This is a genomic window from Streptomyces naganishii JCM 4654 (genome assembly GCF_014650575.1).
Taxonomy (GTDB): Bacteria; Actinomycetota; Actinomycetes; order Streptomycetales; family Streptomycetaceae; genus Streptomyces; species Streptomyces naganishii.
In genome coordinates this window covers 262828-284786 of record NZ_BMVF01000002.1, presented here as the reverse complement: position 1 = coordinate 284786, position 21959 = coordinate 262828, and the positions used below count along the sequence as shown (strand labels likewise).

General features: G+C 70.4%; 20 protein-coding genes and 2 tRNA genes. 6 read left to right on the top strand and 16 right to left on the bottom strand.

Translation table 11 applies throughout. The annotated features are described in order from the left end of the window. Positions 1–73 precede the first annotated feature (73 nt). Positions 74–2074 (top strand): Stk1 family PASTA domain-containing Ser/Thr kinase, encoded by a 2001-nt coding sequence (pknB, locus tag IE217_RS04150; protein ID WP_190176306.1) that lies wholly within the window; start codon positions 74–76, stop codon positions 2072–2074. 79 nt (positions 2075–2153) lie between these two features. Here the strand turns inward: pknB and IE217_RS04145 are convergent, their stop codons facing one another. The 6 genes from IE217_RS04145 to IE217_RS04120 are packed head-to-tail and all read right to left on the bottom strand — an operon-like array spanning position 2154 to position 6413. Then, the gene (locus tag IE217_RS04145) at positions 2154–2903 is read right to left on the bottom strand and encodes a class E sortase (RefSeq protein WP_190176534.1); all 750 of its coding nucleotides are present in this window, start codon (positions 2901–2903) and stop codon (positions 2154–2156) included. Between the two features lie 15 nt (positions 2904–2918). Beyond that, on the bottom strand, positions 2919–4070 hold the full coding sequence (locus IE217_RS04140) for a class E sortase (protein ID WP_190176305.1): 1152 nt from the start codon (positions 4068–4070) through the stop codon (positions 2919–2921). Next, on the bottom strand, positions 4067–4705 hold the full coding sequence (locus IE217_RS04135; RefSeq protein ID WP_190176304.1) for an aminodeoxychorismate/anthranilate synthase component II: 639 nt from the start codon (positions 4703–4705) through the stop codon (positions 4067–4069). Before IE217_RS04135 ends, IE217_RS04140 begins: the two co-directional genes overlap by 4 nt. Further along, positions 4702–4863 (bottom strand): hypothetical protein, encoded by a 162-nt coding sequence (locus IE217_RS04130; RefSeq protein ID WP_099930115.1) that lies wholly within the window; start codon positions 4861–4863, stop codon positions 4702–4704. The genes IE217_RS04135 and IE217_RS04130 overlap by 4 nt, the downstream gene beginning before the upstream one ends. Before the next feature lie 52 nt (positions 4864–4915). Next, positions 4916–5608: a class E sortase gene (locus IE217_RS04125; RefSeq protein ID WP_190176303.1), complete on the bottom strand. Its 693-nt coding sequence runs from the start codon at positions 5606–5608 to the stop codon at positions 4916–4918. Positions 5609–5633: 25 nt separating this feature from the next. Further along, on the bottom strand, positions 5634–6413 hold the full coding sequence (locus IE217_RS04120) for a DUF881 domain-containing protein (protein WP_190176302.1): 780 nt from the start codon (positions 6411–6413) through the stop codon (positions 5634–5636). A gap of 142 nt (positions 6414–6555) precedes the next feature. Here IE217_RS04120 and crgA point away from each other — a divergent pair, with 142 nt between their 5' ends. Continuing rightward, on the top strand, positions 6556–6810 hold the full coding sequence (gene crgA, locus IE217_RS04115) for a cell division protein CrgA (protein ID WP_190176301.1): 255 nt from the start codon (positions 6556–6558) through the stop codon (positions 6808–6810). 279 nt (positions 6811–7089) lie between these two features. On the opposite strand, the gene IE217_RS04110 is transcribed toward crgA, so the two are convergent. Together IE217_RS04110 and IE217_RS04105 are read right to left on the bottom strand one after the other, a co-directional pair. Then, a complete protein-coding gene (locus IE217_RS04110; protein ID WP_190176300.1) occupies positions 7090–8004 on the bottom strand; it encodes a rhomboid family intramembrane serine protease in 915 nt (304 codons plus the stop codon). Between the two features lie 115 nt (positions 8005–8119). Next, a complete protein-coding gene (locus IE217_RS04105) occupies positions 8120–8653 on the bottom strand; it encodes a peptidylprolyl isomerase (RefSeq protein WP_190176299.1) in 534 nt (177 codons plus the stop codon). A gap of 266 nt (positions 8654–8919) precedes the next feature. Between IE217_RS04105 and IE217_RS04100 the strand changes: the two genes are divergently transcribed. Then, positions 8920–9666 carry a DUF5324 family protein gene (locus tag IE217_RS04100; protein WP_190176298.1) on the top strand — a complete coding sequence of 249 codons (747 nt, stop codon included), beginning with the start codon at positions 8920–8922 and terminating at the stop codon, positions 9664–9666. 99 nt (positions 9667–9765) lie between these two features. Here the strand turns inward: IE217_RS04100 and IE217_RS04095 are convergent. Continuing rightward, positions 9766–9838, bottom strand: a tRNA-Ala gene (locus IE217_RS04095). Between the two features lie 183 nt (positions 9839–10021). On the opposite strand from IE217_RS04095, the gene IE217_RS04090 reads away from it, so the two are divergent. Both IE217_RS04090 and IE217_RS04085 read left to right on the top strand, forming a co-directional pair. Next, the gene (locus IE217_RS04090; RefSeq protein WP_190176297.1) at positions 10022–10570 is read left to right on the top strand and encodes a helix-turn-helix domain-containing protein; all 549 of its coding nucleotides are present in this window, start codon (positions 10022–10024) and stop codon (positions 10568–10570) included. Between the two features lie 58 nt (positions 10571–10628). Next, positions 10629–12161: a serine/threonine-protein kinase gene (locus tag IE217_RS04085; protein WP_190176296.1), complete on the top strand. Its 1533-nt coding sequence runs from the start codon at positions 10629–10631 to the stop codon at positions 12159–12161. Here the strand turns inward: IE217_RS04085 and IE217_RS04080 are convergent. Next, on the bottom strand, positions 12125–13447 hold the full coding sequence (locus tag IE217_RS04080; protein WP_190176295.1) for a hypothetical protein: 1323 nt from the start codon (positions 13445–13447) through the stop codon (positions 12125–12127). The two genes, IE217_RS04085 and IE217_RS04080, sit on opposite strands and share 37 nt — an antisense overlap. A 246-nt stretch (positions 13448–13693) precedes the next feature. Continuing rightward, entirely contained in the window at positions 13694–13822 is a 129-nt protein-coding gene (locus IE217_RS04075) for a DLW-39 family protein (protein ID WP_003999697.1), read from the bottom strand. A gap of 212 nt (positions 13823–14034) precedes the next feature. Between IE217_RS04075 and IE217_RS04070 the strand changes: the two genes are divergently transcribed. Continuing rightward, a complete protein-coding gene (locus IE217_RS04070; RefSeq protein WP_190176294.1) occupies positions 14035–14391 on the top strand; it encodes a DUF6344 domain-containing protein in 357 nt (118 codons plus the stop codon). A gap of 133 nt (positions 14392–14524) precedes the next feature. On the opposite strand, the gene IE217_RS34475 is transcribed toward IE217_RS04070, so the two are convergent. The 5 genes from IE217_RS34475 to gyrB form a co-directional block, all read right to left on the bottom strand. After that, positions 14525–15955: a fibronectin type III domain-containing protein gene (locus IE217_RS34475; protein WP_229865013.1), complete on the bottom strand. Its 1431-nt coding sequence runs from the start codon at positions 15953–15955 to the stop codon at positions 14525–14527. A gap of 160 nt (positions 15956–16115) precedes the next feature. Beyond that, a tRNA-Ile gene (locus tag IE217_RS04060) sits at positions 16116–16192 on the bottom strand. Positions 16193–16329: 137 nt separating this feature from the next. Then, positions 16330–17112: a DUF3566 domain-containing protein gene (locus tag IE217_RS04055; protein WP_190176293.1), complete on the bottom strand. Its 783-nt coding sequence runs from the start codon at positions 17110–17112 to the stop codon at positions 16330–16332. Between the two features lie 18 nt (positions 17113–17130). After that, positions 17131–19725 carry a DNA gyrase subunit A gene (gene gyrA, locus IE217_RS04050; RefSeq protein ID WP_190176292.1) on the bottom strand — a complete coding sequence of 865 codons (2595 nt, stop codon included), beginning with the start codon at positions 19723–19725 and terminating at the stop codon, positions 17131–17133. A gap of 42 nt (positions 19726–19767) precedes the next feature. After that, on the bottom strand, positions 19768–21849 hold the full coding sequence (gyrB, locus tag IE217_RS04045; protein ID WP_308432683.1) for a DNA topoisomerase (ATP-hydrolyzing) subunit B: 2082 nt from the start codon (positions 21847–21849) through the stop codon (positions 19768–19770). Positions 21850–21959 lie beyond the last annotated feature (110 nt).

Sequence of the window (21959 nt, the reverse complement as noted above, 5' to 3'; positions counted from 1 at the left end):
AGGCCCGGACGGCAGCTCCGACGGCACTCAGGTGGTGCCGGTCGGGACCGACGGAGAGGGCTGGTAGGTAGCTATGGAAGAGCCGCGTCGCCTCGGCGGCCGGTACGAGCTGGGCCAGGTGCTCGGCCGTGGTGGCATGGCGGAGGTGTACCTCGCGCACGACACCCGGCTCGGCCGCACCGTGGCGGTGAAGACCCTGCGCGCCGACCTGGCGCGCGACCCTTCCTTCCAGGCCAGGTTCCGCCGGGAGGCCCAGTCGGCCGCCTCGCTCAACCATCCCGCGATCGTCGCGGTCTACGACACGGGCGAGGACTACATCGACGGGGTCTCGATCCCGTACATCGTCATGGAGTACGTGGACGGCTCCACGCTCCGTGAGCTTCTCCACTCCGGCCGCAAGCTGCTGCCCGAGCGGGCCATGGAGATGACCATCGGCATCCTCCAGGGCCTGGAGTACGCCCACCGCAACGGCATCGTCCACCGCGACATCAAGCCGGCCAACGTCATGCTGACGCGCAACGGCCAGGTCAAGGTGATGGACTTCGGCATCGCCCGGGCCATGGGCGACTCCGGCATGACCATGACCCAGACGGCCGCGGTGATCGGCACCGCCCAGTACCTCTCGCCCGAGCAGGCCAAGGGCGAGCAGGTCGACGCCCGTTCGGACCTGTACTCGACGGGTTGCCTGCTCTACGAGCTGCTGACGGTACGGCCGCCCTTCGTGGGCGACTCCCCGGTCGCGGTCGCCTACCAGCACGTGCGCGAGGAGCCGCAGCCGCCGAGCGTCTTCGACCCCGAGATCACGCCCGAGATGGACGCGATCGTGCTGCGGGCGCTGGTCAAGGACCCCGACTACCGCTACCAGTCGGCCGACGAGATGCGCGCCGACATCGAGGCCTGCCTCGACGGCCAGCCGGTCGCGGCCACCGCCGCCCTGGGCTCGGTGGGCTACGGCGGCTACCCCGACGACCAGCCGACCACGGCGCTGCGCTCCGAGGGCGGGGCGGCCGCGGCGACGACGATGCTGCCGCCCATGAACCCGGACGACGGCGGCTACGGCTACGACGACCGCCCGGACCGCCGCCGCCAGCAGAAGAAGTCCAACACCTCCACGATCCTCCTGGTCGTCGCCGGCATCCTGGTCCTGGTCGGCGCCATCCTGCTCGGCAAGTGGGCCGTGAGCGGCCACGGGGCGGGCAACGACACGGTCGCCGTGCCCAACTTCGTCGGCCAGACCAAGGCGGACGCCAGGGACTCGGCCGACAACGTCGGCCTGAAGGTGACGTTCACCCCGAAGACCTGCGACAACCAGCCCAAGAACCACATCTGCAGCCAGGACACCCAGCCCAAGGAAGAGGTCAAGAAGGGCACCAGCATCGCCCTGACGGTCTCGACCGGCGCGCCCAAGGTCCAGGTGCCGAGCGTGGTGGGGCTGAGCCTCGACGACGCCAAGTCCAAGCTCCAGGGCGACGACTACAAGTTCAACGTCGTGACCAAGTACCGGGAGACCAACGAGAGCCCGAACACGGTCCTGGACCAGAACCCGGTCAACGGCAAGGAGGTCGAGAAGGGCACCACGGTCACCCTCACCGTCGCCAAGGCGGTCGAGAAGACCACGGTCCCCGACGTCTCGAACCAGACCTGTGACGCGGCCAAGCAGCAGATGCAGGCCAACGGGCTCACGGGCAACTGCACCGAGGTGGACACGAACGACCCCAACCAGGTCGGCAAGGTCATCCAGACGGCCCCCGCGATCGGCACCCAGGTCGAGAAGGGCTCGCAGGTCAACATCCAGATCGGCAAGCAGGCCCAGCAGCAGAAGACGCCGGTGCCCAGGGTGATCGGCCAGACGGTGGCGCAGGCGCGGCAGACGCTCCAGGCGGCCGGGTTCACGAACATCCAGTTCGCGGGCGGCAGCAGCCAGGACGACAACGCGTTCGTGATCAACCAGGACCCCAAGCCCGACCAGCAGGTCGACAACCCCGGTGCCACGACGATCACCCTCCAGACCATCGGGGGCGGCGGCAACGGAGGAAACGGCAACGGCAACGGCAACGGAGGCATCTTCGGCTGACCGCGGGGTCACCCGCGGCCGGCCACCCGGTCCGTCCGCCCAGGCGCCGGCCACGTCCCCGTGGCCGGCGCCTGCCGCGTCAGCGCAGTTCCCTCGGCGGGGTGCGCCTGCTGTCGACCCTGTCAACGCGGACGAGTTCGCCCCAGACCACGTAGCGGTAGCGGGACGTGTAGACCGGGGTGCAGGTGGTCAGGGTGATGTAGTGGCCGGGCTTGGTGACGCCCGACTCCCTGGGGACCGCGGAGAGCACCTTGACGTCGTACTTCGAGGTCTCGTCGAGGATCGCGTAGACCTTGTAGACGTACCACTTGTCGCGGGTCTCGAAGACGATCGGGTCGCCCTTGGCGACCTTGTCGATGTTGTGGAACTTCGCGCCGTGGCCGTCCCGGTGCGCGGCGAGGGCGAAGTTGCCCGTGCCGCCCGCCGTCGGGAGGGTCGCCTTGACCGGGTCGGTGTAGTAGCCGGCCACGCCGTCGTCGAGGACGTCGGTGGAGGTGCCCTTCTTGACCAGCACCTCGCCGTTCCTCATCGACGGCACGTGCAGGAAGCCGATGCCGTCCTTGGTGTCCAGGGCGCCGGGACCGCCGGGCGCGGACTGGGCCCACTCGTCGCGGACCTTGTGGCCCTGCTGGTCGGCCTTGCGGTCCGCTATGACGTTGGTCCACCACAGGGAGTAGACGACGAACAGGCCGAGGACCAGGCCCGCCGTGATGAGGAGTTCACCGAGGACGCTCACGGCGAGGGCCAGCGGGCGGGTCCCCCTGCGGCGCGCGGCCGGGGCGGGGTCGTCCTCGAGGTGCTCTGCCGTGTCGTCCGTGGTCGCTGCCACTGTCTTCATCTGCCCTTAACTGACGAGCGCATCCGGCTTGCCCTTGCTGCGCGGCCGTTCCTCCACCATCCTGCCCCAGACGATCAGCCGGTACGTGCTGGTGAACTCCGGCGTGCAGGTGGTCAGCGTGATGTAGCGGCCGGGCCGGGTGAAGCCCGACCCCTTGGGGATCGGATCCAGGACACTGGTGTTCGCCGGTGACGTCACCGGCAGCGTCGACGTCATCTTGTAGACGAAGTACGTGTCCTGCGTCTCCACCACGATCGCGTCGCCCGGCTTGAGCCTGTTGATGTACCGGAAGGGCTCCCCGTGGGTGTTGCGGTGACCGGCGAGCCCGAAGTTGCCGGTCTTCGCGTCGGGCATCGCCGTGTTCAGGTCGCCGCGCCCGTAGTGCCCGACCATGCCCTTGTCGAGCACCTTGGACTTGCTGGTGCCCTCGGCGATCGGCACGACCACGTCCAGCGCGGGGATGTGCAGGATGGCGAAGCCCTGCCCCGGTTCGAAGACGCCCGGGCTGCGCTTGCCGCTCGCCCAGTCGTTCTGGAGCTGGTGCGCCTCGTTGCCCGCCTCGGCGTGCGCCCGCACGTTGGTCCACCACAGCTGGTAGGTGACGAAGAGGAGCATCACCACGCCGGTGGTGATGAACACCTCGCCGACGACCCGGCTGATGAGGACGCCGGCGCTCGGTCTGCGGGCCCGGGCCCGCCGGCGGGCCTCCACCCGGGACAGCGGCCGGGACGAACCGGCGTCCTCGTCCGCCGGGCCCCGGTGCGTTCCCCCCGCCGCTCCGCCGTGACGGCCGTGGCGGCCCTTGACGGCCCTTCTGCGGGCCGCGCGGCCGCCCGGTGTGGCTGATGTGGTGGCTGTGGCCGATGGGGCGTCAGACGGCGGTTCCGGCAGCCGCAGCGCCATCGTCTCCTCGTCCGCGGGTGGCGGAGCGGAGGCTCCGGGATGCGGCCCGGCGGGCCCGGGGGCCGGGCCGGGATACGCGTACCCGGGGGGCGTGCCGGGAGAGGCGTAGCCCGGGGGCGTGCCGGGAGAGGCGTACCGCGCCGCCGAGCCACGCGGGTCGTACGGCGCCGAGGCGTACGGCTCCCGTGAGGCGTCGTGGCCCCCCGTGCCGTACCAGTCGGCGCCGGACTCGCGCTCGGGGCGCAGCGCGGTCACGCCGTGGCCCTGCCCACCACCGGGGCGAGCCCCGCCGACCTCGCCACCGCCTGCTGGTCCCCGCACTCCACCAGCCAGTTGGCCAGCATCCGGTGCCCGTGCTCGGTCAGCACCGACTCGGGGTGGAACTGCACGCCCTCGACGGGCAGTTCGCGGTGGCGCAGGCCCATGATGATGCCGTCGTGCGTACGGGCCGTGACCTCCAGCTCGGCGGGCACGGTGGCCGGCTCGGCGGCCAGGGAGTGGTAGCGGGTCGCGGTGAAGGGCGAGGGCAGCCCGGCGAAGACGCCCTTGCCCTCGTGCTCCACCGGCGAGGTCTTGCCGTGCAGCAGCTCGGGCGCCCGGTCCACCACGCCGCCGTACGCCACCTGCATGGACTGCATGCCGAGGCACACGCCGAAGACGGGGACGCCGGTGGCGGCGCAGTGGCGCACCATGTCGACGCAGACGCCGGCCTGCTCGGGCGTGCCGGGCCCAGGAGAGAGCAGCACCCCGTCGAAGCCGTCCTGGGCGTGTGCGGTCGACACCTCGTCGTTGCGCAGCACCTCGCACTCGGCGCCCAGCTGGTAGAGGTACTGGACCAGGTTGAAGACGAAGCTGTCGTAGTTGTCGACGACGAGAATCCGCGCGCTCACTGGTTGTCCACCGTCACATCGTTGAAGGGAAGCAGCGGTTCGGCCCACGGGAAGACGTACTGGAACAGGACGTAGACCACGGCCAGGACGAGCAACAGTGAGATCAGCGCCTTCACCCACGCGTTCCCCGGCAGATGCCGCCAGATCCAGCCGTACATGCCGTCCCTTCCGTCTTCCCACGGCACCGGATTCACGCCGTACGCCACCAGACTAACGGCGCAGGGCCCTCGGTTTCCCGGCCTCCACGGGCCGGGTGGAGTCCAGGTGCGCCCAGACGATCAGCCGGTGACTGTGCCCCCATTCGGGATCGCACGTGGTCAGCGTCAGATAGCGGCCGGGACGCGTGTACCCGGACATACGTGGCACAGGGTCGATCACCTCAACGTCCGTCGGCACGGTTTTGTAGGGCCCTTTGTCGATCCGATACGTGAACCAGGTGGACCCGTCCGTCAGTACGACCGCGTCACCCGGGCGGAGTTCGGGGAAGTCCTTGAACGGGTCGCCGTAGGTGCGCCGGTGGCCGGCGACGGCGAAGTTGCCGGTCTGCCCGAGCCGCGCGGTGCCCGCGTAGTGGCCGAGCCCCTTCCTCAGGGTGCCGGTCTCGGTGCCCTGGAGCACGGGCTTGTTCCACGTGGAACCGAGCCGCGGGATGTACATGATCGCGAAGGGCCGGCCGCTGACGTAGGGCACGGTGCGCGGTGGACCCGCCGCGGCCGCCGGGCCGCCCGCCGGACGTCCACCGGCCGCCGCCCCCGACCACTGGCGGTGCAGCTCGTCGATCTGGTCGCGCATCACGGTGTCGGCCCGCACGCCGGTCCAGAACAGCACGTAGACCACGAACAGCACGATCAGGCTGCCGACGGTGACGCAGAGCTCGCTGACGGTCCTGACGATCACGCGCACCGGCGGCTCCTGTGCGGAGACTGGGCTACTTCACGGGCTTCGCGTAGTGCAGGTCCACTGTGCCCGAGTAACCGGGCAGAGTCACCGTTCCGTCGTCGGTCACTTTCCAGCCGAGGCCGTAGACGTTGACGTACACCATGTAGTTCTGGATCGCCGGGGAGTCGGCGAGCGCCTGCTTGAGCCTGTCCGGGTCGCCGACCGCGGTGATCTTGTACGGCGGCGAGTAGACGCGGCCCTGGAGGATCAGCGTGTTGCCCACGCAGCGCACGGCGCTGGTGGAGATCAGCCGCTGGTCCATGACCTTGATCCCCTTGGCGCCGCCGTTCCACAGCGCGTTGACCACCGCCTGGAGGTCCTGCTGGTGGATGACCAGGTAGTCGGGCTGGGGCTCGGGGTAGCCGGGGAGCTTGGCGGTGGCGTTCGGCGGGGCGTCGTTGAGCGTGACCGTGACGGCCCTGCCGCGCACCGGGCGGGTTCCCGCGCTGTCCTCCAGGCCGGTGAGCTTCTCGTCCTGGGCCTTGGTGCTGCCGTCGTCGCGCTCGGCGAGGGACTCCACGTCGTCGCGCAGGGTGGCGTTGGACTCGTCCAGTCCCTTGTTCTTGCGGCTGCGTTCCTGGATGAGGTCGGACAGCTTCAGCAGGGAGGTGTCCGTGCGGATGTCGGTGCCTTTGGCCGTGTTGAAGCTGGTGAAGAAAATGAGACCGGCGAGGGCGAACACGGCCACGGTGAGGATCCGCACGGGCCGGAAACGGCGGGTGCGGGCCGGGCCGTCGCCCGTTGCCGGGGAGTCGGCGGAATTGCTCAACGTACCCTTATCTCCTTCGGCGCCGCGGAAGCACTACGCTAACGGACGCCCGGGGGAGCGTTCGGAGTCCCCTTGTACGCTGCTTCCGGGCCAGCCAGTTTTCCCTGCGCGGCCACGCAGCGCATCGACAGGAGAGACCCTCGTGCCGAAGTCACGTATCCGCAAGAAGGCCGACTACACGCCGCCGCCCGTCAAGCAGACGGCGGTCATCAAGCTGGACAGCCGCGGCTGGGTCGCGCCGGTCATGCTGGCGATGTTCGTCCTCGGCCTGGCCTGGATCGTCCTGTTCTATGTGACGGACGGCACGCTGCCCATCAAGGCGCTGGGCAACTGGAACATCGTGGTGGGCTTCGGCTTCATCGCGGCCGGATTCGGCGTCTCCACACAGTGGAAGTAGGCCGTCCACGGCGCGTCCACGGCGCGTCCTCGAGCTGAACGCTGCTCTGCCCACGGTTATCCGCTGAGTTATCCACAGCCTTGTGGAATTACCTGGGGAAAAGCCGACGATCTGTGGATAACCCATCGGCCGTTGACACCGGTACGACTGTCCCACTACTCGGCGAAGTGGCCCACGCCCCCTGCCTGACCTGCGCGAACACGGTCCGGTGACAGGGGGCACAGCTGTTCCCGCACACTGTGCACAAGATCCGCCACCGACTGTGGACAACCGGTCGCCTCAGGTGAGCTGAGCCGTTCTGACCAGCGTCATCGCGATGACCGCCGCCAGGACCAGCGCGCAGGTGCCGTACTGCACCAGCGCCCGCCTGCTGCGCGGCGGGTGCACCATCGCGTACCCGATCACGACGCCCGCGACCAGGCCGCCGATGTGCGCCTGCCAGGCGATGTTGAAGCCGGGGCTGAAGGTGATGACCAGGTTGATCACCAGCAGGGCGATGACCGGCCGCATGTCGTAGTTCAGCCGGCGCAGCAGCACCGCGGTCGCGCCGAACAGCCCGAAGATCGCGCCCGAGGCGCCGAGCGAGGGCTGGTTGGGCGCGGCGAGCAGATAGCTGAGCGCGCTGCCGGCCAGTCCGCACACGACGTACAGCGCGATGTAGCGGACACGGCCGAGGGCGGCCTCCAGCGGGCCGCCGATCCACCACAGGCTGAGCATGTTGAACAGGATGTGCATGTAGCTGCCGTGCAGGAACATCGCGGTCAGCAGCCGGTACCACTGCCCCTGGGCGATCCCCTCGACCGAGCCGAGCAGCGGCACGTACGCCTGGCCGAGCAGCTCGAACCGCTCGGTGAAGCGGTCGCCGATGGCCGTCTGGGCCAGGAAGAAGGCGAGGTTGAGACCGATCAGCACCTTGGTGACGAGCCGGGGGTCGGCGGCGACGGCGCCGCCGGCCAGGGTGCGCGGCCTGCTCGCCGCGGGCGCGTGACCGGTTCCGGAGCCGCCGCGCACGCACACGGGGCACTGGAAGCCGACCGAGGCGTCGACCATGCACTCGGGGCAGATCGGCCGCTCGCAGCGGCTGCAGCGGATGCCGGTCTCGCGGTCCGGGTGGCGGTAGCAGGTGGGCAGGCTCTCGGCGTCCTGCGGCCCCTGGCTCGCCGGGCCCTGCGGGCTGCCTGGTGCCTGGTCCATGGGTCCCCTCGATTCGTGATGGGCGGTGCGCACGGATCGCCGTGGGCAACGCACCGCCCCGCTCATCCTTACGGACGAGCGGGGCGATTGGTTCCCTTCCCGAAGCGGCCTCGGGTCAGCCCTCGCGGGTCTCCACGACGACCGACTCGATCACCACGTCCTTCAGGGGACGGTCGGTGCGCGGGTTGGTCTGCGTGGTCGCGATGGAGTCCACGACCTTCTGGCTGGCCGGGTCGGTGACCTCGCCGAAGATGGTGTGCTTGCGGGTCAGCCACGCCGTCGGGGAGACGGTGATGAAGAACTGCGAGCCGTTGGTGCCCGGGCCGGCGTTGGCCATCGCGAGCAGGTACGGCTTGTTGAAGCTGAGGTCGGGGTGGAACTCGTCCTCGAACTTGTAGCCGGGGCCGCCGGTGCCGTTGCCCAGCGGGTCACCGCCCTGGATCATGAAACCGCTGATCACCCGGTGGAAGACCGTGCCGTCGTAGAGCTTCGCCGTGGACTTCTGCCCGGTGGCGGGGTGCGTCCACTCGCGCTCGCCCTTGGCGAGTTCCACGAAGTTTTGGACCGTCTTGGGGGCGTGGTCCGGCAGCAGCCGGACCTCGATGTCGCCGTGGTTGGTCTTCAGGGTGGCGTAGAGCTGCTCGGCCACGATCTGCCTTCCGTTGTCTTCCTGTGCCTGACCGATCCTCCCACGCCCGGCGGAAAACCGGGCCAGTACTCCCGGGCCGCAGGCGCGGCGCGGCGATCCGTGGCATTGTCTACGACAAGCTCACGTTGCCCCGGATTCATCCGCTATCTCACTTGATCACCGTGACCCGGATGCCCGTTCACACATGCCCCAGGGCCCATTGGCAGGCATGATCCGTAAAAGGGTGGAAAGTCGAATTACCGTACGCCACCGAGGAGGAGGAACCCGTGACCCGCATCGACAGCGTGCGCGCCGCGACCGGCTCGGCGAAGGACAGCGTGCTGCACGCCGCGGAAGTGGTGGCGCCCTACGCCGACACGGCCAGGGAAAGGGCCGCGCACTACGCGAACGAGGCACGCGTACGGCTCGCGCCGAAGGTGTCGCTGGCGGCCGACCAGGCCCGCGTGCAGTACGGCGCCCGTGTCGCGCCACGTCTTGAGCAGGCCCGTACGCAGGCGCTGACCTATGTGCCGCCCAAGGTCGACCAGGCCGCCCACGAGGCCGCCGAGCGCACCCGCAAGGCGGCCCGGCAGGCGGCCGAGTACTCCAGGCCCCGCATCGAGCAGGCCGTGGCCTACTCCCGGCCGAGGATCGAGCAGGCCGTCGCCGCGGCCACGCCGGTCGCCGACGAGGCGGCCGCGCGCGGCGCCGCCACGCTGGCCGTGCTGCGTGGGCAGGTCCCGGCCCAGAAGATCCAGAAGCTGGCGCGCAAGCAGGCCCGGCGGGCGAGGGCCGGCCGCGTCGCCAAGGTGCTGGCACTGGCGGGCGTGCTCGCGGGCGGCGCCTTCGCGGCCTGGAAGTGGTGGGACAAGCAGGCCAACCCCGACTGGCTGGTGGAGCCGCCCGCGGCGACCGAGGTGCCCGAGTCGGGCCGGCTGACCTCCGTGGACGGCAGCGGCCAGTCCGTGCTGGACCCCGAGGTCCAGGCCAAGCAGGCGGAGGAGGAGGCGGCGGACCGCGACGAGCGGGGCTGAGCCCGCGCAGGCCGGGCTCCACCGCGGCGAAGCACCACTGCGGCGAAGCTCCCTGCCGGACCACGGATGTGGTCCGGCAGGGAGCTTCGCCGTTCCCGGTGGAGCCTAGGGGAGTCGAACCCCTGACATCTGCCATGCAAAGACAGCGCTCTACCAACTGAGCTAAGGCCCCGCAAGAGGAGCATCCGGCCCCGGGAACCGCGTCCCGGGCGGGTGCCGCAGACCAGAGTACCGGTACACCCCCCGGATCTTCCAAAAGATTGGGGGTCCCCGTGACCGACCACTCTCCGTAAGATGCTCCGCGTGGTTCGCTACAGCGAACCACGGTACTTGGGGAAGCGATGGGGAGACGCTCATGGACGCCGCACAGCAGGAAGCCACCGCAAGAGCGCGTGAACTGCAGCGGAACTGGTACGGGGAGCCGTTGGGGGCGCTCTTCCGTAAGCTCATAGACGATCTCGGGCTCAACCAGGCCCGGCTGGCGGGGGTGCTCGGGCTGTCCGCGCCGATGCTGTCGCAGCTGATGAGCGGTCAGCGCGCGAAGATCGGCAACCCCGCGGTGGTGCAGCGGGTGCTGTTGTTGCAGGAACTGGCGGGACAGGTGGCGGACGGCAGCGTCAGCGCGGCCGAGGCCACCGAGCGCATGGACGAGATCAAGCGGTCGCAGGGGGGCTCCGTGCTCAGCAACACCACGCAGACGACGAGCAGTTCGGGGGCGCCCACGGTCAAGCGCGTGGTGCGCGAGATCCAGTCGCTGCTCCGCTCGGTCGCCGCCGCGGGCGACATCATCGACGCGGCCGACTCCCTCGCCCCGACCCACCCCGAACTGGCCGAGTTCCTGCGGGTGTACGGCGCGGGCCGCACCTCGGACGCGGTCGCGCACTACCAGTCGCACCAGAACTGACGACCGCGCGGGGGCCGTGCGCGCAGGGCCGTGCGCGGGGGAGGAGCGTCGCACAGCCATGGGTGAGGTGTTCGCCGGCCGCTACGAGCTGGCCGACCCGATCGGACGCGGTGGCGTCGGCGCGGTCTGGCGCGCCTGGGACCACCGCCGCCGCAGGTACGTGGCCGCCAAGGTCCTCCAACAGCGCGACGCGCACTCGCTGCTGCGCTTCGTGCGCGAGCAGGCGCTGCGCATCGACCACCCGCACGTGCTCGCCCCGGCCAGCTGGGCCGCCGACGACGACCAGGTCCTGTTCACCATGGACCTGGTGGCCGGCGGCTCACTGGTGCATCTGGTCGGGGACTACGGCCCGTTGCCCCCGGCGTTCGTGCGCACCCTGCTCGACCAGCTGCTGTCCGGGCTCGCGGCGGTGCACGCGGAGGGGGTCGTGCACCGCGACATCAAACCCGCCAACATCCTGCTGGAGGCGACCGGGACGGCCCGGCCGAGGCTGCGGCTGTCCGACTTCGGCATCGCGATGCGGCTGGGCGAGCCCCGGCTGACCGAGACCAACCTCGTGGTGGGAACGCCGGGTTACCTCGCGCCCGAGCAGATCATGGGCGCCGAACCGGACTTCCGCGCCGACCTGTTCGCGGTCGGCCTGGTCGCCCTCTATCTGCTCCAGGGCGCCAAACCGGACGCCAAGGCGCTCGTGGAGCACTTCGCCGAGCACGGCACACCGGGCGCCCCCGCCGGCGTACCCGATCCGCTGTGGCAGGTCGTGGCGATGCTGCTGCAACCCGATCCCGAGGCGCGGTTCCGTACGGCCACGGGCGCGCGCAAGGCGCTCGCCGCGGCGGCCGAGCTCCTGGACGAGCCGGGCCCCGACGACGAGCTGATCGAGGTCTTCGACCAACTCGGGCCGCTGCCACCAGGGTTCGGACCCGAGGGTCCGCTGCGGCGAAGCCCGGGGGTGAGCAGCGAGCTCACCGTGCGGGGCGGGGGCGGGGATGACGCCGAGGGCGGTGAGGGCGACGCCCCCGAGGGCGGTGCGGTGAACCCCTCGGGGAACGCCCCCGGGAACGCCCCCGGGACCTCCACGGGGAGCGCCCCCGGGACTCCCGCGGGAAGCGCCCCGGCAAGCGCCCCCGGAAATCCCACGGGAAGCACCTCGCGGGGCGCACGCCGGGGCACCGGCTCCGTGGCCTCCGATCCGCGCCTCGATCTCCAGCGGGGCTCCGACCGGCCGGTCACCATGTCGGACACCGGCAGCTTCCACCTGCCACCGCCCGTGACCGGGCCCGTCCCCACGCCCGCCCCTTCGCCGTCCCCTCCTCCCGCCGCTGCTCCCCACGACACGACACAGGCGCTGCGCCCGGCAGGCGGCCCGCCCCCGCCGTCCGTCCCCCCGCGCACGGACGCGGTCACCGCGGCGTACACCACCGAGGTCCCGCCGGCACCGGCACCCGGGTCCACCCCCGCGCGGGGCACCTCCCGGCACCGCGCCCGGCGCGCCCGCCGCCCCGGGCCGCCCGCCAAGGTGGCGCTCCCCCTGCTGCTGCTCGCCCTGGCCTGCTACGCCGTGGGCTTCTGGGCACTGGCCCGCGTCTGAGGCGCACCGCGCCGGGCGAGCACCGTCCACACGCCGAGCACCGCCAGGATGACCGTCCCCGCGCCGATCCCGCCCACCGCGAGCACGCGCAGTTCCGTCGTGCCGACGCCCCCCGCGCCGGCCGCCGTCGCCGCCCGCCGGTCCTGGGCGGTGACCTCGAAGAGCCCGCCCGGTACGGACTGTCCGCCGTACCCCGGCCCGGAGCGTGCCGTGCCGTCCACCCGCACCCGCAGGGTCAGCCCGTACGGCCCCGGTCCGAACGAGCCGGCCGTCTGCGCGGCGAGGTGCACGGCGAGGTAGTAGGAGCCGGCGAAGCGCATGCCCTTGACCGGGTCGGCGAAGCCGTAGCGGTTGGCGTAGGCGACCGGCGGCAGGGGCGCGAGGGCGGCCGAAGCGGGGGTCCCCGAGTAACCGGCGTACGCCTCCTCGACGTAGCCGCGCACGGGGTTGTAGAGCGAGAGCGTCAGCGCGCCCTCGGCGTAGCCGCTCCGGCCTCCGGAGCCGGCCAGCTCCGCGGTGGCGGCGAGTTGCTGCCCCCAGTCGACCGGCACCCGGTAGAAGAGGGTCTGGCCGGGCCGCAGCCGGTCCTGCCACACCCCCTGCCCGACCGGGCTCGCCCCGGCGAAACCCGCGCCGCCGGCCCGGTCCACCGGGTGGCCGTCCGGCGGCTCGGGCGAGGCGGAGTTCCAGGTGTCCGGCGCGCTCGTCGCGCCGGCGTGCTCCAGGGGCGGCTCGGTGGCCGCGGTCAGTTCCAGGGGCCAGGTGTCCGGGGAGGAGCCGGTGGCGTCGACGCGCTCGACGAGCACGTAGTAGGTGCCGCGTCCCTGGCACAGTGCGTGGCCGGAGGAGGCTTCGCGCGCCCCCCACGCGGCGACCGGGTGCGGGCTGCGGCTCGCGCCGAAGCGGGTGGCCTGGAAGGAGCAGGTGGTGCCCTGGGCGTCCCGCACGGACACCTGGAGGCCGTCGGTGGCGGAGACGGTGGAGCCGGCGGCGGGCACGGCGGTGGCGGAGACGTAGGCGGTGGTGACCGCGTCCAGGTCGAGGCGGTAGTACAGCTTGGCGCCGCGCGGCAGGGCGCTGCGGTAGGTGCTGCCGGGCTCCAGGAGCGGCGCGTCCGCGGTGGTCCGCGCGCCCTCCACGGCGCGGTCGCCGGCGGCGAAGTCGTACGGCCCCGGGGTGCCGGCGGCCACCGCGGCTCCCGGGACCGGCCCGGCGACGGCGGCCGCCAGGGCCAGCGCCACGGCCGCGAGTGCACGCCCCGCCCTTCGCCCTGCCGTTCCGTCCATTACCGAGCCCCCTCGCATGCGTCCCACCCCGGCGTACAAGACGTCGCCCATCCTGCCCCGCGCGCCGTTGCGCCATCCGCGCATCGGCCGCGAGCGTCCGAAACGCCCGGCTCGAGCGGCGGGACCGCTACACCGGGCGCCGCGACCCCGCAACACGAGGACTCCGCGGAGGGCCGGCCGGGGCGGGCAACACAAAACCCCGACCGCTCGGGCGGTCGGGGCCTGCTCAGTATCGGATGTCGGTGCTCAGGAACCCGTGGGCACGGAGTCGGTCGCCTCCGTCCACAGATCCTGCTCGGCGCGATCCGCCTGGATCTGGCGGTACACGAGGAGCCCGCCGATGGCGGCCAGTGCGACCAGGAGAAGCTTCTTCACCGCGCGACCTCGTCTTTCCTTTGACGTAGGGGACCTCTGGCGCCCGACTATACACACCGACCGATACCGATCGGTGACCTGTCGCTCATGCGCCCATCCGAGTGGTGTTCATCCGAAGAACGCCGCGCCACGGGCGTCGGTCCACCACTTCGCGACCCTCATACACATGATGAGCAAAGTACGCAAATCGCCCAACCCGAAAGTGAGGGGACATGGACCAGCACAAGGTCGTCAAGCTGTGGACCGCCATCGTCACCGCCTTCCTCGCGCTGTGCACGGCGCTCGGACTCGTCACCACGACCGCCACCGCGGCCACGGCCGCCCCGCAGCCCGAGACGGCGCCCAAGAGCACCGCTCTGGTGCCGGCGCAGACGACGTCCTCACCCTGGTCCAGGGTCCATGCCCGGTCCCTGCCCCCCACGATGAAACAGCGCATCCGGGCCGAGGCCCACGGCAAGTCCCCCAGCTGCCGCCACCACCCGCGGGCCGACGCCCCCTCGCTCACCGCGGACACCGAGTGCGCCCCCGCCGCTCCCCCGGTCCGCCCCACGATCCCCCTGCAACGCTGACAGAGCCGCACCGGCCCCGCCGGTGCCTCCCGCAGGCCCCATGACACAACGGCGATCGCGTACAGCAGATCGGCAGTACCGCACCACCAGATGGACAAGATCCCCGGTCGGCATCCGACCGGGGATCTTCGCGTCAGCCCGCGGGCCGTGTCACGGCACGCAGGTCGCTGGACGGCGAGTAGTTCCCCGCCGCGTCGTACGTACGGGCCCGGTACTCGTAGGTGCGCCCGTCGGCGGGCAGCGCGTCGCAGACGGTGACGAACACCGGGTCGGGGCGCGGGTCGTAGCCCTGGTGCGCCACGGTGGTCCAGGCGGCCGTGCCCGCCTCACGGCGCTCGATCTCGAAGCCCGTGAAGTCGCGGAGGGGGGACGGCGTGGAGTCCTTGGCGGTCGCCCGGACGCCGCCCTCGCAGGAGCCCACGAGAAGCTCGGGGGCGCTGGCCGGGGCGATCCTGTCGGGGATCTCCAGCCACACCTCGTTGGTGGCGTAGGCGTCGAGCCCGGCCGGGCTGTAGGTGGTCGTGCCGCCGTCGTTGGTGACCAGGACCCGGTAGTGGCGCCACTCGCCGTCGGGGACGACCGGGGCGGTGGTCCAGGTGTGGCCGGTGGTGGTGCCCAGCGGCACCCACTTCCAGGAGCCGTCCACCTTGTCGTTGCTCAGCACCGTGTAGTGGTCGAACTGCGGCTCGGTGTTCTGCGGCCAGCTCAGCGTGACCTTGCCGGTCCCCTTGTCGTACGTGCCGGTCAGGGACGTGACGACCGGCAGGGGCCGGACGATGGTGTCCGTGCTGCCCGGCGAGGTGTTGCCGGCCTTGTCCCTGGCGCGGACCTCGTAGTAGTACGGCGTGCGGTCGTCGGGGTTGACCAGCGGGTCGGTGCAGCCGCGGGCGGTTGTCGTGGCGACATTCGTCCAGGTACCGGAGCCGACGGGCCGCCGGTAGAGCGTGTAGCCCGCCAGGTCCATCTCCTTGTTGGCGGACCAGGAGACGGTCGTCCTGCGGGACTTGGTGTCGTAGGCGGTCTTCACACCGGTGGGCGCGAGCGGCTTGATCTGGTCGTACTTGGCCGAAGTCCGGGGCGCGTAGGTGAACTTGACCTTGGCGGCGCCGCCCCAGTTCACGTAGTCGACGCGGACGGTGTGCTTGCCGGACGGGATGTTGAAGCCGAGGAAGGTGGAGCGGGCGGTGTCGCCGGTGCCGTACCACAGGTCGATCTGCCGGGCGCCGTCCAGGTACACGCGGACGCCGTCGGTGGCCGAGACGTCGAACATGAACGGGCCGCCGGAGCCGAAGTCGCGGGTGACCGACCAGCGCGCCCCGAAGTTGTCCGCCGGCACGCCGGAGGCCGGGCTGCCGGACCAGTTCTGGTCGATGGCGCTGTCGCAGTCGGTCTTCACCGGGGAGCCGGAGAACGTGGTGTTCTTGTAGAACGTCCGTTTGTAGACGTTGGCCGAGCAGGTGTTGTCGGCGGCGGCCGCCTGCGGAGCGGCGGCCAGCAGGCCGCCGAGGACGACGGCGGACATGACGGCGCCGGTCCGGGCGGCGACGCGACTCTTGAGGGGCACGGGGACCTTTCACGCTGTGCGGTCTTGACGTACAGCGTGGAGACTCCCGGCCCCAGACGAAGGTTGTGCAACCTCGCACTGACGCCGAAGACCCTACGGATGTCAGCGGGGTCCCCAAGATAAAAGACCCCCAGCCGATACTGGCTGGGGGTCTTTTCGCTGGTGGGGCTAACAGGATTTGAACCTGTGGCCTCATCCTTATCAGGGATGCGCTCTAACCAACTGAGCTATAGCCCCGCCGCGCTCTGCGGGGTGTGTGTCCCGCGCGCTGACTCCTGAAGATTAGCGCACGAGGCGGGCAGTCCCAAAATCGGTTGTCCGGGGCCTGTGGGCGCCGCGTCCCGGGCCCTCGCAGGCCGCGGGGACGCGCCCGCTCACTCGTCCTCGGCCAGCGTCAGCTCGATGCCGCCGACGAAGCCCGCCGACAGGTTGTAGATGAACGCGCCGAGGGTCGCCAGGGCCGTCGCGAGGACGACGTCGATGACCGCGATGATCGACGTGAACATCAGCACGTGCGGGAGGGACAGGAAGGACTGCAGGTCGAAGCCGTTCGACTCGTTCGAGCCGGTCGCCTCCGAGATCGTGCCGCCGACCGTCGAGAAGACGCCCATGGCGTTCATGACCATCCACAGCACGGCGGCGGCCACGACGGTGCAGATCCCGAGCGCGATGGAGAGCAGGAAGCTGACCTTCATCACCGACCAGGGGTCGGCCTTGGCGACCCTCAGCCGCGCCTTGCGGGTGCGCGGGGCCGTACGGGCCCCTCCGCCGGTACGCGGGCGGCGCACGGCGCCGGTGGCGCCGCCGTCGGCCGGGTAGGCCTGCGGCGGGTGGTACGGCCCCGTCTGCTGCTGCGGCTGGCGCTCACCGGGCAGCGGGGAGGCCGTCGCCTGCTGCGCCCCGGCGGCCTGCTGCTGGGGCGTCGCGCCCCCGGGGCGGCCGGCCGCGGGCTGCGCCTGCGGGCCTCGGGTGTCCGTCACCGTTCCCCCCTGGGATCCGTGGGTGTGCGGCGGGTGCGAGTCGCTCGCGGGCGCCTTGATCGCTTTCAGCTGGGTCGTGTGCGTGTCGGTCGCACGCGCGGCGGAGCCACGGCCGCCGCCGTCCGTCTCCGTACCCGGGGAGGTACCGGCCGATCCGGGGCCCGTGGCTCCGCTCACGATGACTCACTCCTCGTGCTACTCGGCCGAGGGCGCCTCACCCTCGTCCGTGCCGGTGGTCGCGGCGCCCTCGGCGGTCTCGTCCACGGCCACGTCGCCGTCGACTTCCTCCGCCTCGCGTCCCGCCTCGGCGTTACGTGCGATGCCTACCACGGCATCGCGCTTGCCCAGGTTGATCAGTTGGACGCCCATGGTGTCACGGCCCGTCTCCCTGACCTCGTTGACTCGCGTGCGAATCACTCCGCCCGAGAGTGTGATGGCGAGGATTTCGTCGTGCTCCTCGACCACCAGCGCGCCGACGAGCTCACCACGGTCCTCCACGATCTTGGCGGCCTTGATGCCGAGGCCGCCACGACCCTGGACGCGGTACTCGTCGACTCGGGTCCGCTTGGCGTACCCACCATCGGTGGCAGTGAACACGAACGTACCGGGTCGAACAACATTCATCGAGAGGAGCTCGTCCCCCTCGCGGAAACTCATGCCCTTGACACCTGAGGTGGCACGGCCCATCGGGCGCAGCGTGTCGTCCGAGGCGGTGAACCGGATCGATTGGGCCTTCTTGCTGATCAGCAGCAGATCGTCGTCGGCCGAGACCAGTTCGGCGCCGATCAGCTCGTCGTCGCTTCCGTCCTCCCGCTCGCGGAGGTTGATCGCGATGACACCGCCGGAACGCGGCGAATCGTAATCCTTCAGAGGCGTCTTCTTGACCAGCCCGGCCTTGGTGGCGAGCACCAGGTAGGGCGCGGCCTCGTAGTCGCGGATCGCGAGGATCTCGGCGATGGCCTCGTCCGGCTGGAAGGCCAGCAGGTTGGCCACGTGCTGCCCGCGCGCGTCCCGGCCGGCGTCCGGCAGCTCGTAGGCCTTGGCGCGGTAGACGCGGCCCTTGTTGGTGAAGAACAGCAGCCAGTGGTGCGTGGTGGAGACGAAGAAGTGGTCGACGATGTCGTCTTCCTTCAGCTTCGTGCCGCGCACACCCTTGCCGCCGCGCTTCTGGGCGCGGTAGTCGTCGGCCTTCGTCCGCTTGATGTAGCCGCCGCGGGTGACCGTTACGACGATGTCCTCCTCGGCGATCAGGTCCTCGATGGACATGTCGCCCTCGTAGGGGATCAGCTTGGTCTGGCGGTCGTCGCCGTACTTCTCGACGATCGCGGCCAGCTCCTCGCTGACGATCCCGCGCTGGCGGACCGGCGAGGCGAGGATCTCGTTGTACTCGTTGATCTTCGCCTGGAGCTCGTCGTGCTCCTGGACGATCTTCTGGCGCTCCAGGGCGGCCAGCCGGCGCAGCTGCATCTCGAGGATGGCGTTGGCCTGGATCTCGTCGATCTCCAGCAGCTCCATCAGGCCGCCGCGCGCGATCTCGACGGTCTCACTGCGCCTGATCAGCGCGATGACCTCGTCGATGGCGTCCAGCGCCTTCAGCAGACCGCGCAGGATGTGCGCGCGCTCCTCGGCCTTGCGCAGCCGGAAGCGGGTCCTGCGGACGACGACCTCGATCTGGTGCGTCACCCAGTGGCGGATGAACGCGTCCAGCGAGAGCGTGCGCGGCACGCCGTCGACCAGGGCCAGCATGTTGGCGCCGAAGTTGGTCTGCAGGTCGGTGTGCTTGTAGAGGTTGTTCAGCACCACCTTGGCGACCGCGTCCCGCTTGAGGACGATGACCAGGCGCTGACCCGTGCGCGAGGACGTCTCGTCGCGGACGTCGGCGATGCCGCCGATCTTGCCGTCCTTCACCAGGTCGGCGATCTTCTGCGCGAGGTTGTCCGGGTTGACCTGGTACGGCAGCTCCGTGACCACCAGGCACTGGCGGTTCTGGATCTCCTCGACCTCGACGACCGCGCGCATGGTGATCGAGCCGCGGCCCGTGCGGTAGGCCTCCTCGATGCCCTTCCGGCCGACGACGAGGGCGCCGGTCGGGAAGTCGGGGCCCTTGATGCGCTCCATGAGCGCGTCCAGGAGCTCCTCGTGCGAGGCCTCCGGGTTCTCCAGGTACCACTGGGCGCCGGCCGCGACCTCGCGCAGGTTGTGCGGCGGGATGTTGGTGGCCATGCCGACCGCGATACCCGCCGAGCCGTTGATCAGCAGGTTGGGGAAGCGGGCCGGCAGGACGGTCGGCTCCTGGGAGCGGCCGTCGTAGTTGTCCGTGAAGTCGACGGTCTCCTCGTCGATGTCACGGACCATCTCCATCGACAGCGGCGCCATCTTGCACTCGGTGTAGCGCATGGCCGCCGCCGGGTCGTTGCCCGGAGAGCCGAAGTTGCCGTTGGAGTCCACCAGCGGCATCCGCATCGACCACGGCTGCGCGAGGCGGACCAGCGCGTCGTAGATCGAACTGTCGCCGTGCGGGTGGTAGTTGCCCATGACGTCGCCGACCACGCGCGCGCACTTGTAGAAGCCGCGCTCGGGGCGGTAGCCGCCGTCGTACATCGCGTACAGCACCCGGCGGTGGACGGGCTTGAGACCGTCCCGGACGTCGGGCAGCGCACGGGAGACGATGACGGACATCGCGTAGTCGAGGTACGAGCGCTGCATCTCCGTCTCGAGCCCGACGGGCTCGACACGCATCGCGAGGTCGCCGCCCTCTTCAGGGGTGACGGGAGTGTTCTCGTCGGCCATTGCTGGTGAAGATCCTTCCTGGTGCGGTCAGCTGAGACCGACTCAGATGTCGAGGAAGCGGACGTCCTTGGCGTTGCGCTGAATGAACTGGCGCCGGGCCTCGACGTCCTCGCCCATCAGCACCGAGAACAGGTCGTCGGCCTGGGCGGCGTCGTCGAGGGTGACCTGGCCGAGGACGCGGTGCTCCTGGTCCATGGTGGTCACGCGCAGCTCCTCGGCGTTCATCTCGCCGAGGCCCTTGAATCGCTGGATGGAGTCCTCGCGCACGCGCTTGCCGCGCTGGCGGCCCATCTCGATCAGTGCGTCGCGCTCGCGGTCCGAGTAGGCGTACTCGATGTCGTCCCGGCCCCACTTGATCTTGTAGAGCGGGGGGCGCGACAGGTACACGTGCCCGGCCTCGACCAGCGGCCGCATGAAGCGGAACAGGAAGGTCAGCAGCAGGGTGCTGATGTGCTGGCCGTCGACGTCGGCGTCCGCCATCAGGATGATCTTGTGATATCGCAGCTTCTCGATGTCGAAGTCCTCGTGCACACCCGTGCCGAAGGCCGAGATCAGCGCCTGGATCTCCTGGTTCTGGAGGATCTTGTCGATCCGCGCCTTCTCGACGTTGAGGATCTTGCCGCGGATCGGGAGGATCGCCTGGTACTCGGGATTGCGGCCGGACTTGGCCGAGCCGCCGGCGGAGTCGCCCTCGACGATGAAGATCTCGCACTTGGTCGGGTCGTTGGACTGGCAGTCCGAGAGCTTGCCCGGCAGGGACGCCGACTCCAGCAGGCCCTTGCGGCGGGTCAGGTCGCGGGCCTTGCGGGCCGCCACGCGCGCGGTGGCCGCCTGGATGCCCTTGCGGATGATGTCCGCCGCCTCGTTCGGATTGCGGTCCAGCCAGTCGTTGAGGTGCTCGTAGACCGCCTTCTGGACGAAGGTCTTCGCCTCGGTGTTGCCCAGCTTGGTCTTGGTCTGGCCCTCGAACTGCGGCTCGCTCAGCTTGACCGAGATGATCGCGGTCAGGCCCTCGCGGATGTCGTCGCCCGTGAGGTTGTCGTCCTTGTCGCGCAGCAGCTTCTTGTCCCGCGCGTACTTGTTGATCAGCGAGGTCAGCGCGGCGCGGAAGCCCTCTTCGTGCGTACCGCCCTCGTGCGTGTGGATGATGTTGGCGAAGGAGTACACGCCCTCGCTGTACCCGCCGTTCCACTGCATGGCGACCTCGAGGGACAGGCTCTTGTCCTTGTCCTCCGCCTCCAGGTCGATGATCGTGGGGTGCACCACGTCTCCCTTGCGGGAGTTGAGGTACTTCACGAAGTCGCTGATGCCGCCCTCATAGTGGTACGTGACGGACTTGACCTCGTCCTTCTGGTCGGCGCCCGCCTCGTCCGCGCCGGTGGTGGCCTTCGCCGACTCGCGTTCGTCGGTGAGCCGGATCGTCAGGCCCTTGTTGAGGAACGCCATCTCCTGGAAGCGACGCGAGAGCGTCTCGAAGGAGTACTCGGTGGTCTCGAAGATGTCCGGGTCGGCCCAGAAGGTGACCGAGGTGCCGGTCTCCTCCGTCGCCTCGTGCTTGGCCAGGGGAGCGGTGGGGACGCCCATCTTGTAGTCCTGCGTCCAGCGGTGGCCGTCGGTGCGCACGTCGACGGAGACCTTGGAGGACAGCGCGTTCACCACGGAGACGCCGACGCCGTGCAGACCGCCGGAGACCGCGTAGCCGCCGCCGCCGAACTTGCCGCCCGCGTGCAGCACGGTGAGCACGACCTCGACGGCCGGCTTGCCCTCGGACGGGACGATGCCCACGGGGATGCCACGGCCGTTGTCGACGACTCGGACGCCGCCGTCGGGGAGGATCGTGACGTCGATCGTGTCCGCATAGCCGGCCAGGGCCTCGTCGACGGAGTTGTCGACCACCTCGTACACGAGGTGGTGCAGGCCGCGCTCGCCGGTCGAACCGATGTACATACCGGGTCGCTTGCGGACGGCGTCCAGACCCTCGAGGACGGTGATGGCGCTGGCGTCGTAGGAGGCCGTGACCTCGCCGTTCGAGGGGGCGGCCACGTTCGCGCCGGCGTCGGTGGACGGGATGTTCTCGTTGGGGTTGCCGGAATCGGCCACGAAGCGCCCTTTCTGGCACAGCACGAGCCGGGCTCCTGGGTGTGCCCCCTCTGGGGGAGGGTCGCCGGAGCGGCTGCGGCATGTTGCGTTGGTAAGCCTTGAATCAGCGTTGCTCAGCTTTTCCCGGACGGTCC

Coding starts and splice junctions, on each gene's coding strand:
- gyrA (WP_190176292.1), bottom strand. CDS start 19,725: ATGGCCGACGAGAACACTCCCGTCACCCCTGAAGAGGGCGGCGACCTC.
- IE217_RS04080 (WP_190176295.1), bottom strand. CDS start 13,447: ATGGACGGAACGGCAGGGCGAAGGGCGGGGCGTGCACTCGCGGCCGTG.
- IE217_RS04070 (WP_190176294.1), top strand. CDS start 14,035: ATGGACCAGCACAAGGTCGTCAAGCTGTGGACCGCCATCGTCACCGCC.
- IE217_RS04085 (WP_190176296.1), top strand. CDS start 10,629: ATGGGTGAGGTGTTCGCCGGCCGCTACGAGCTGGCCGACCCGATCGGA.
- IE217_RS04110 (WP_190176300.1), bottom strand. CDS start 8,004: ATGGACCAGGCACCAGGCAGCCCGCAGGGCCCGGCGAGCCAGGGGCCG.
- pknB (WP_190176306.1), top strand. CDS start 74: ATGGAAGAGCCGCGTCGCCTCGGCGGCCGGTACGAGCTGGGCCAGGTG.
- IE217_RS04130 (WP_099930115.1), bottom strand. CDS start 4,863: ATGTACGGCTGGATCTGGCGGCATCTGCCGGGGAACGCGTGGGTGAAG.
- IE217_RS04090 (WP_190176297.1), top strand. CDS start 10,022: ATGGACGCCGCACAGCAGGAAGCCACCGCAAGAGCGCGTGAACTGCAG.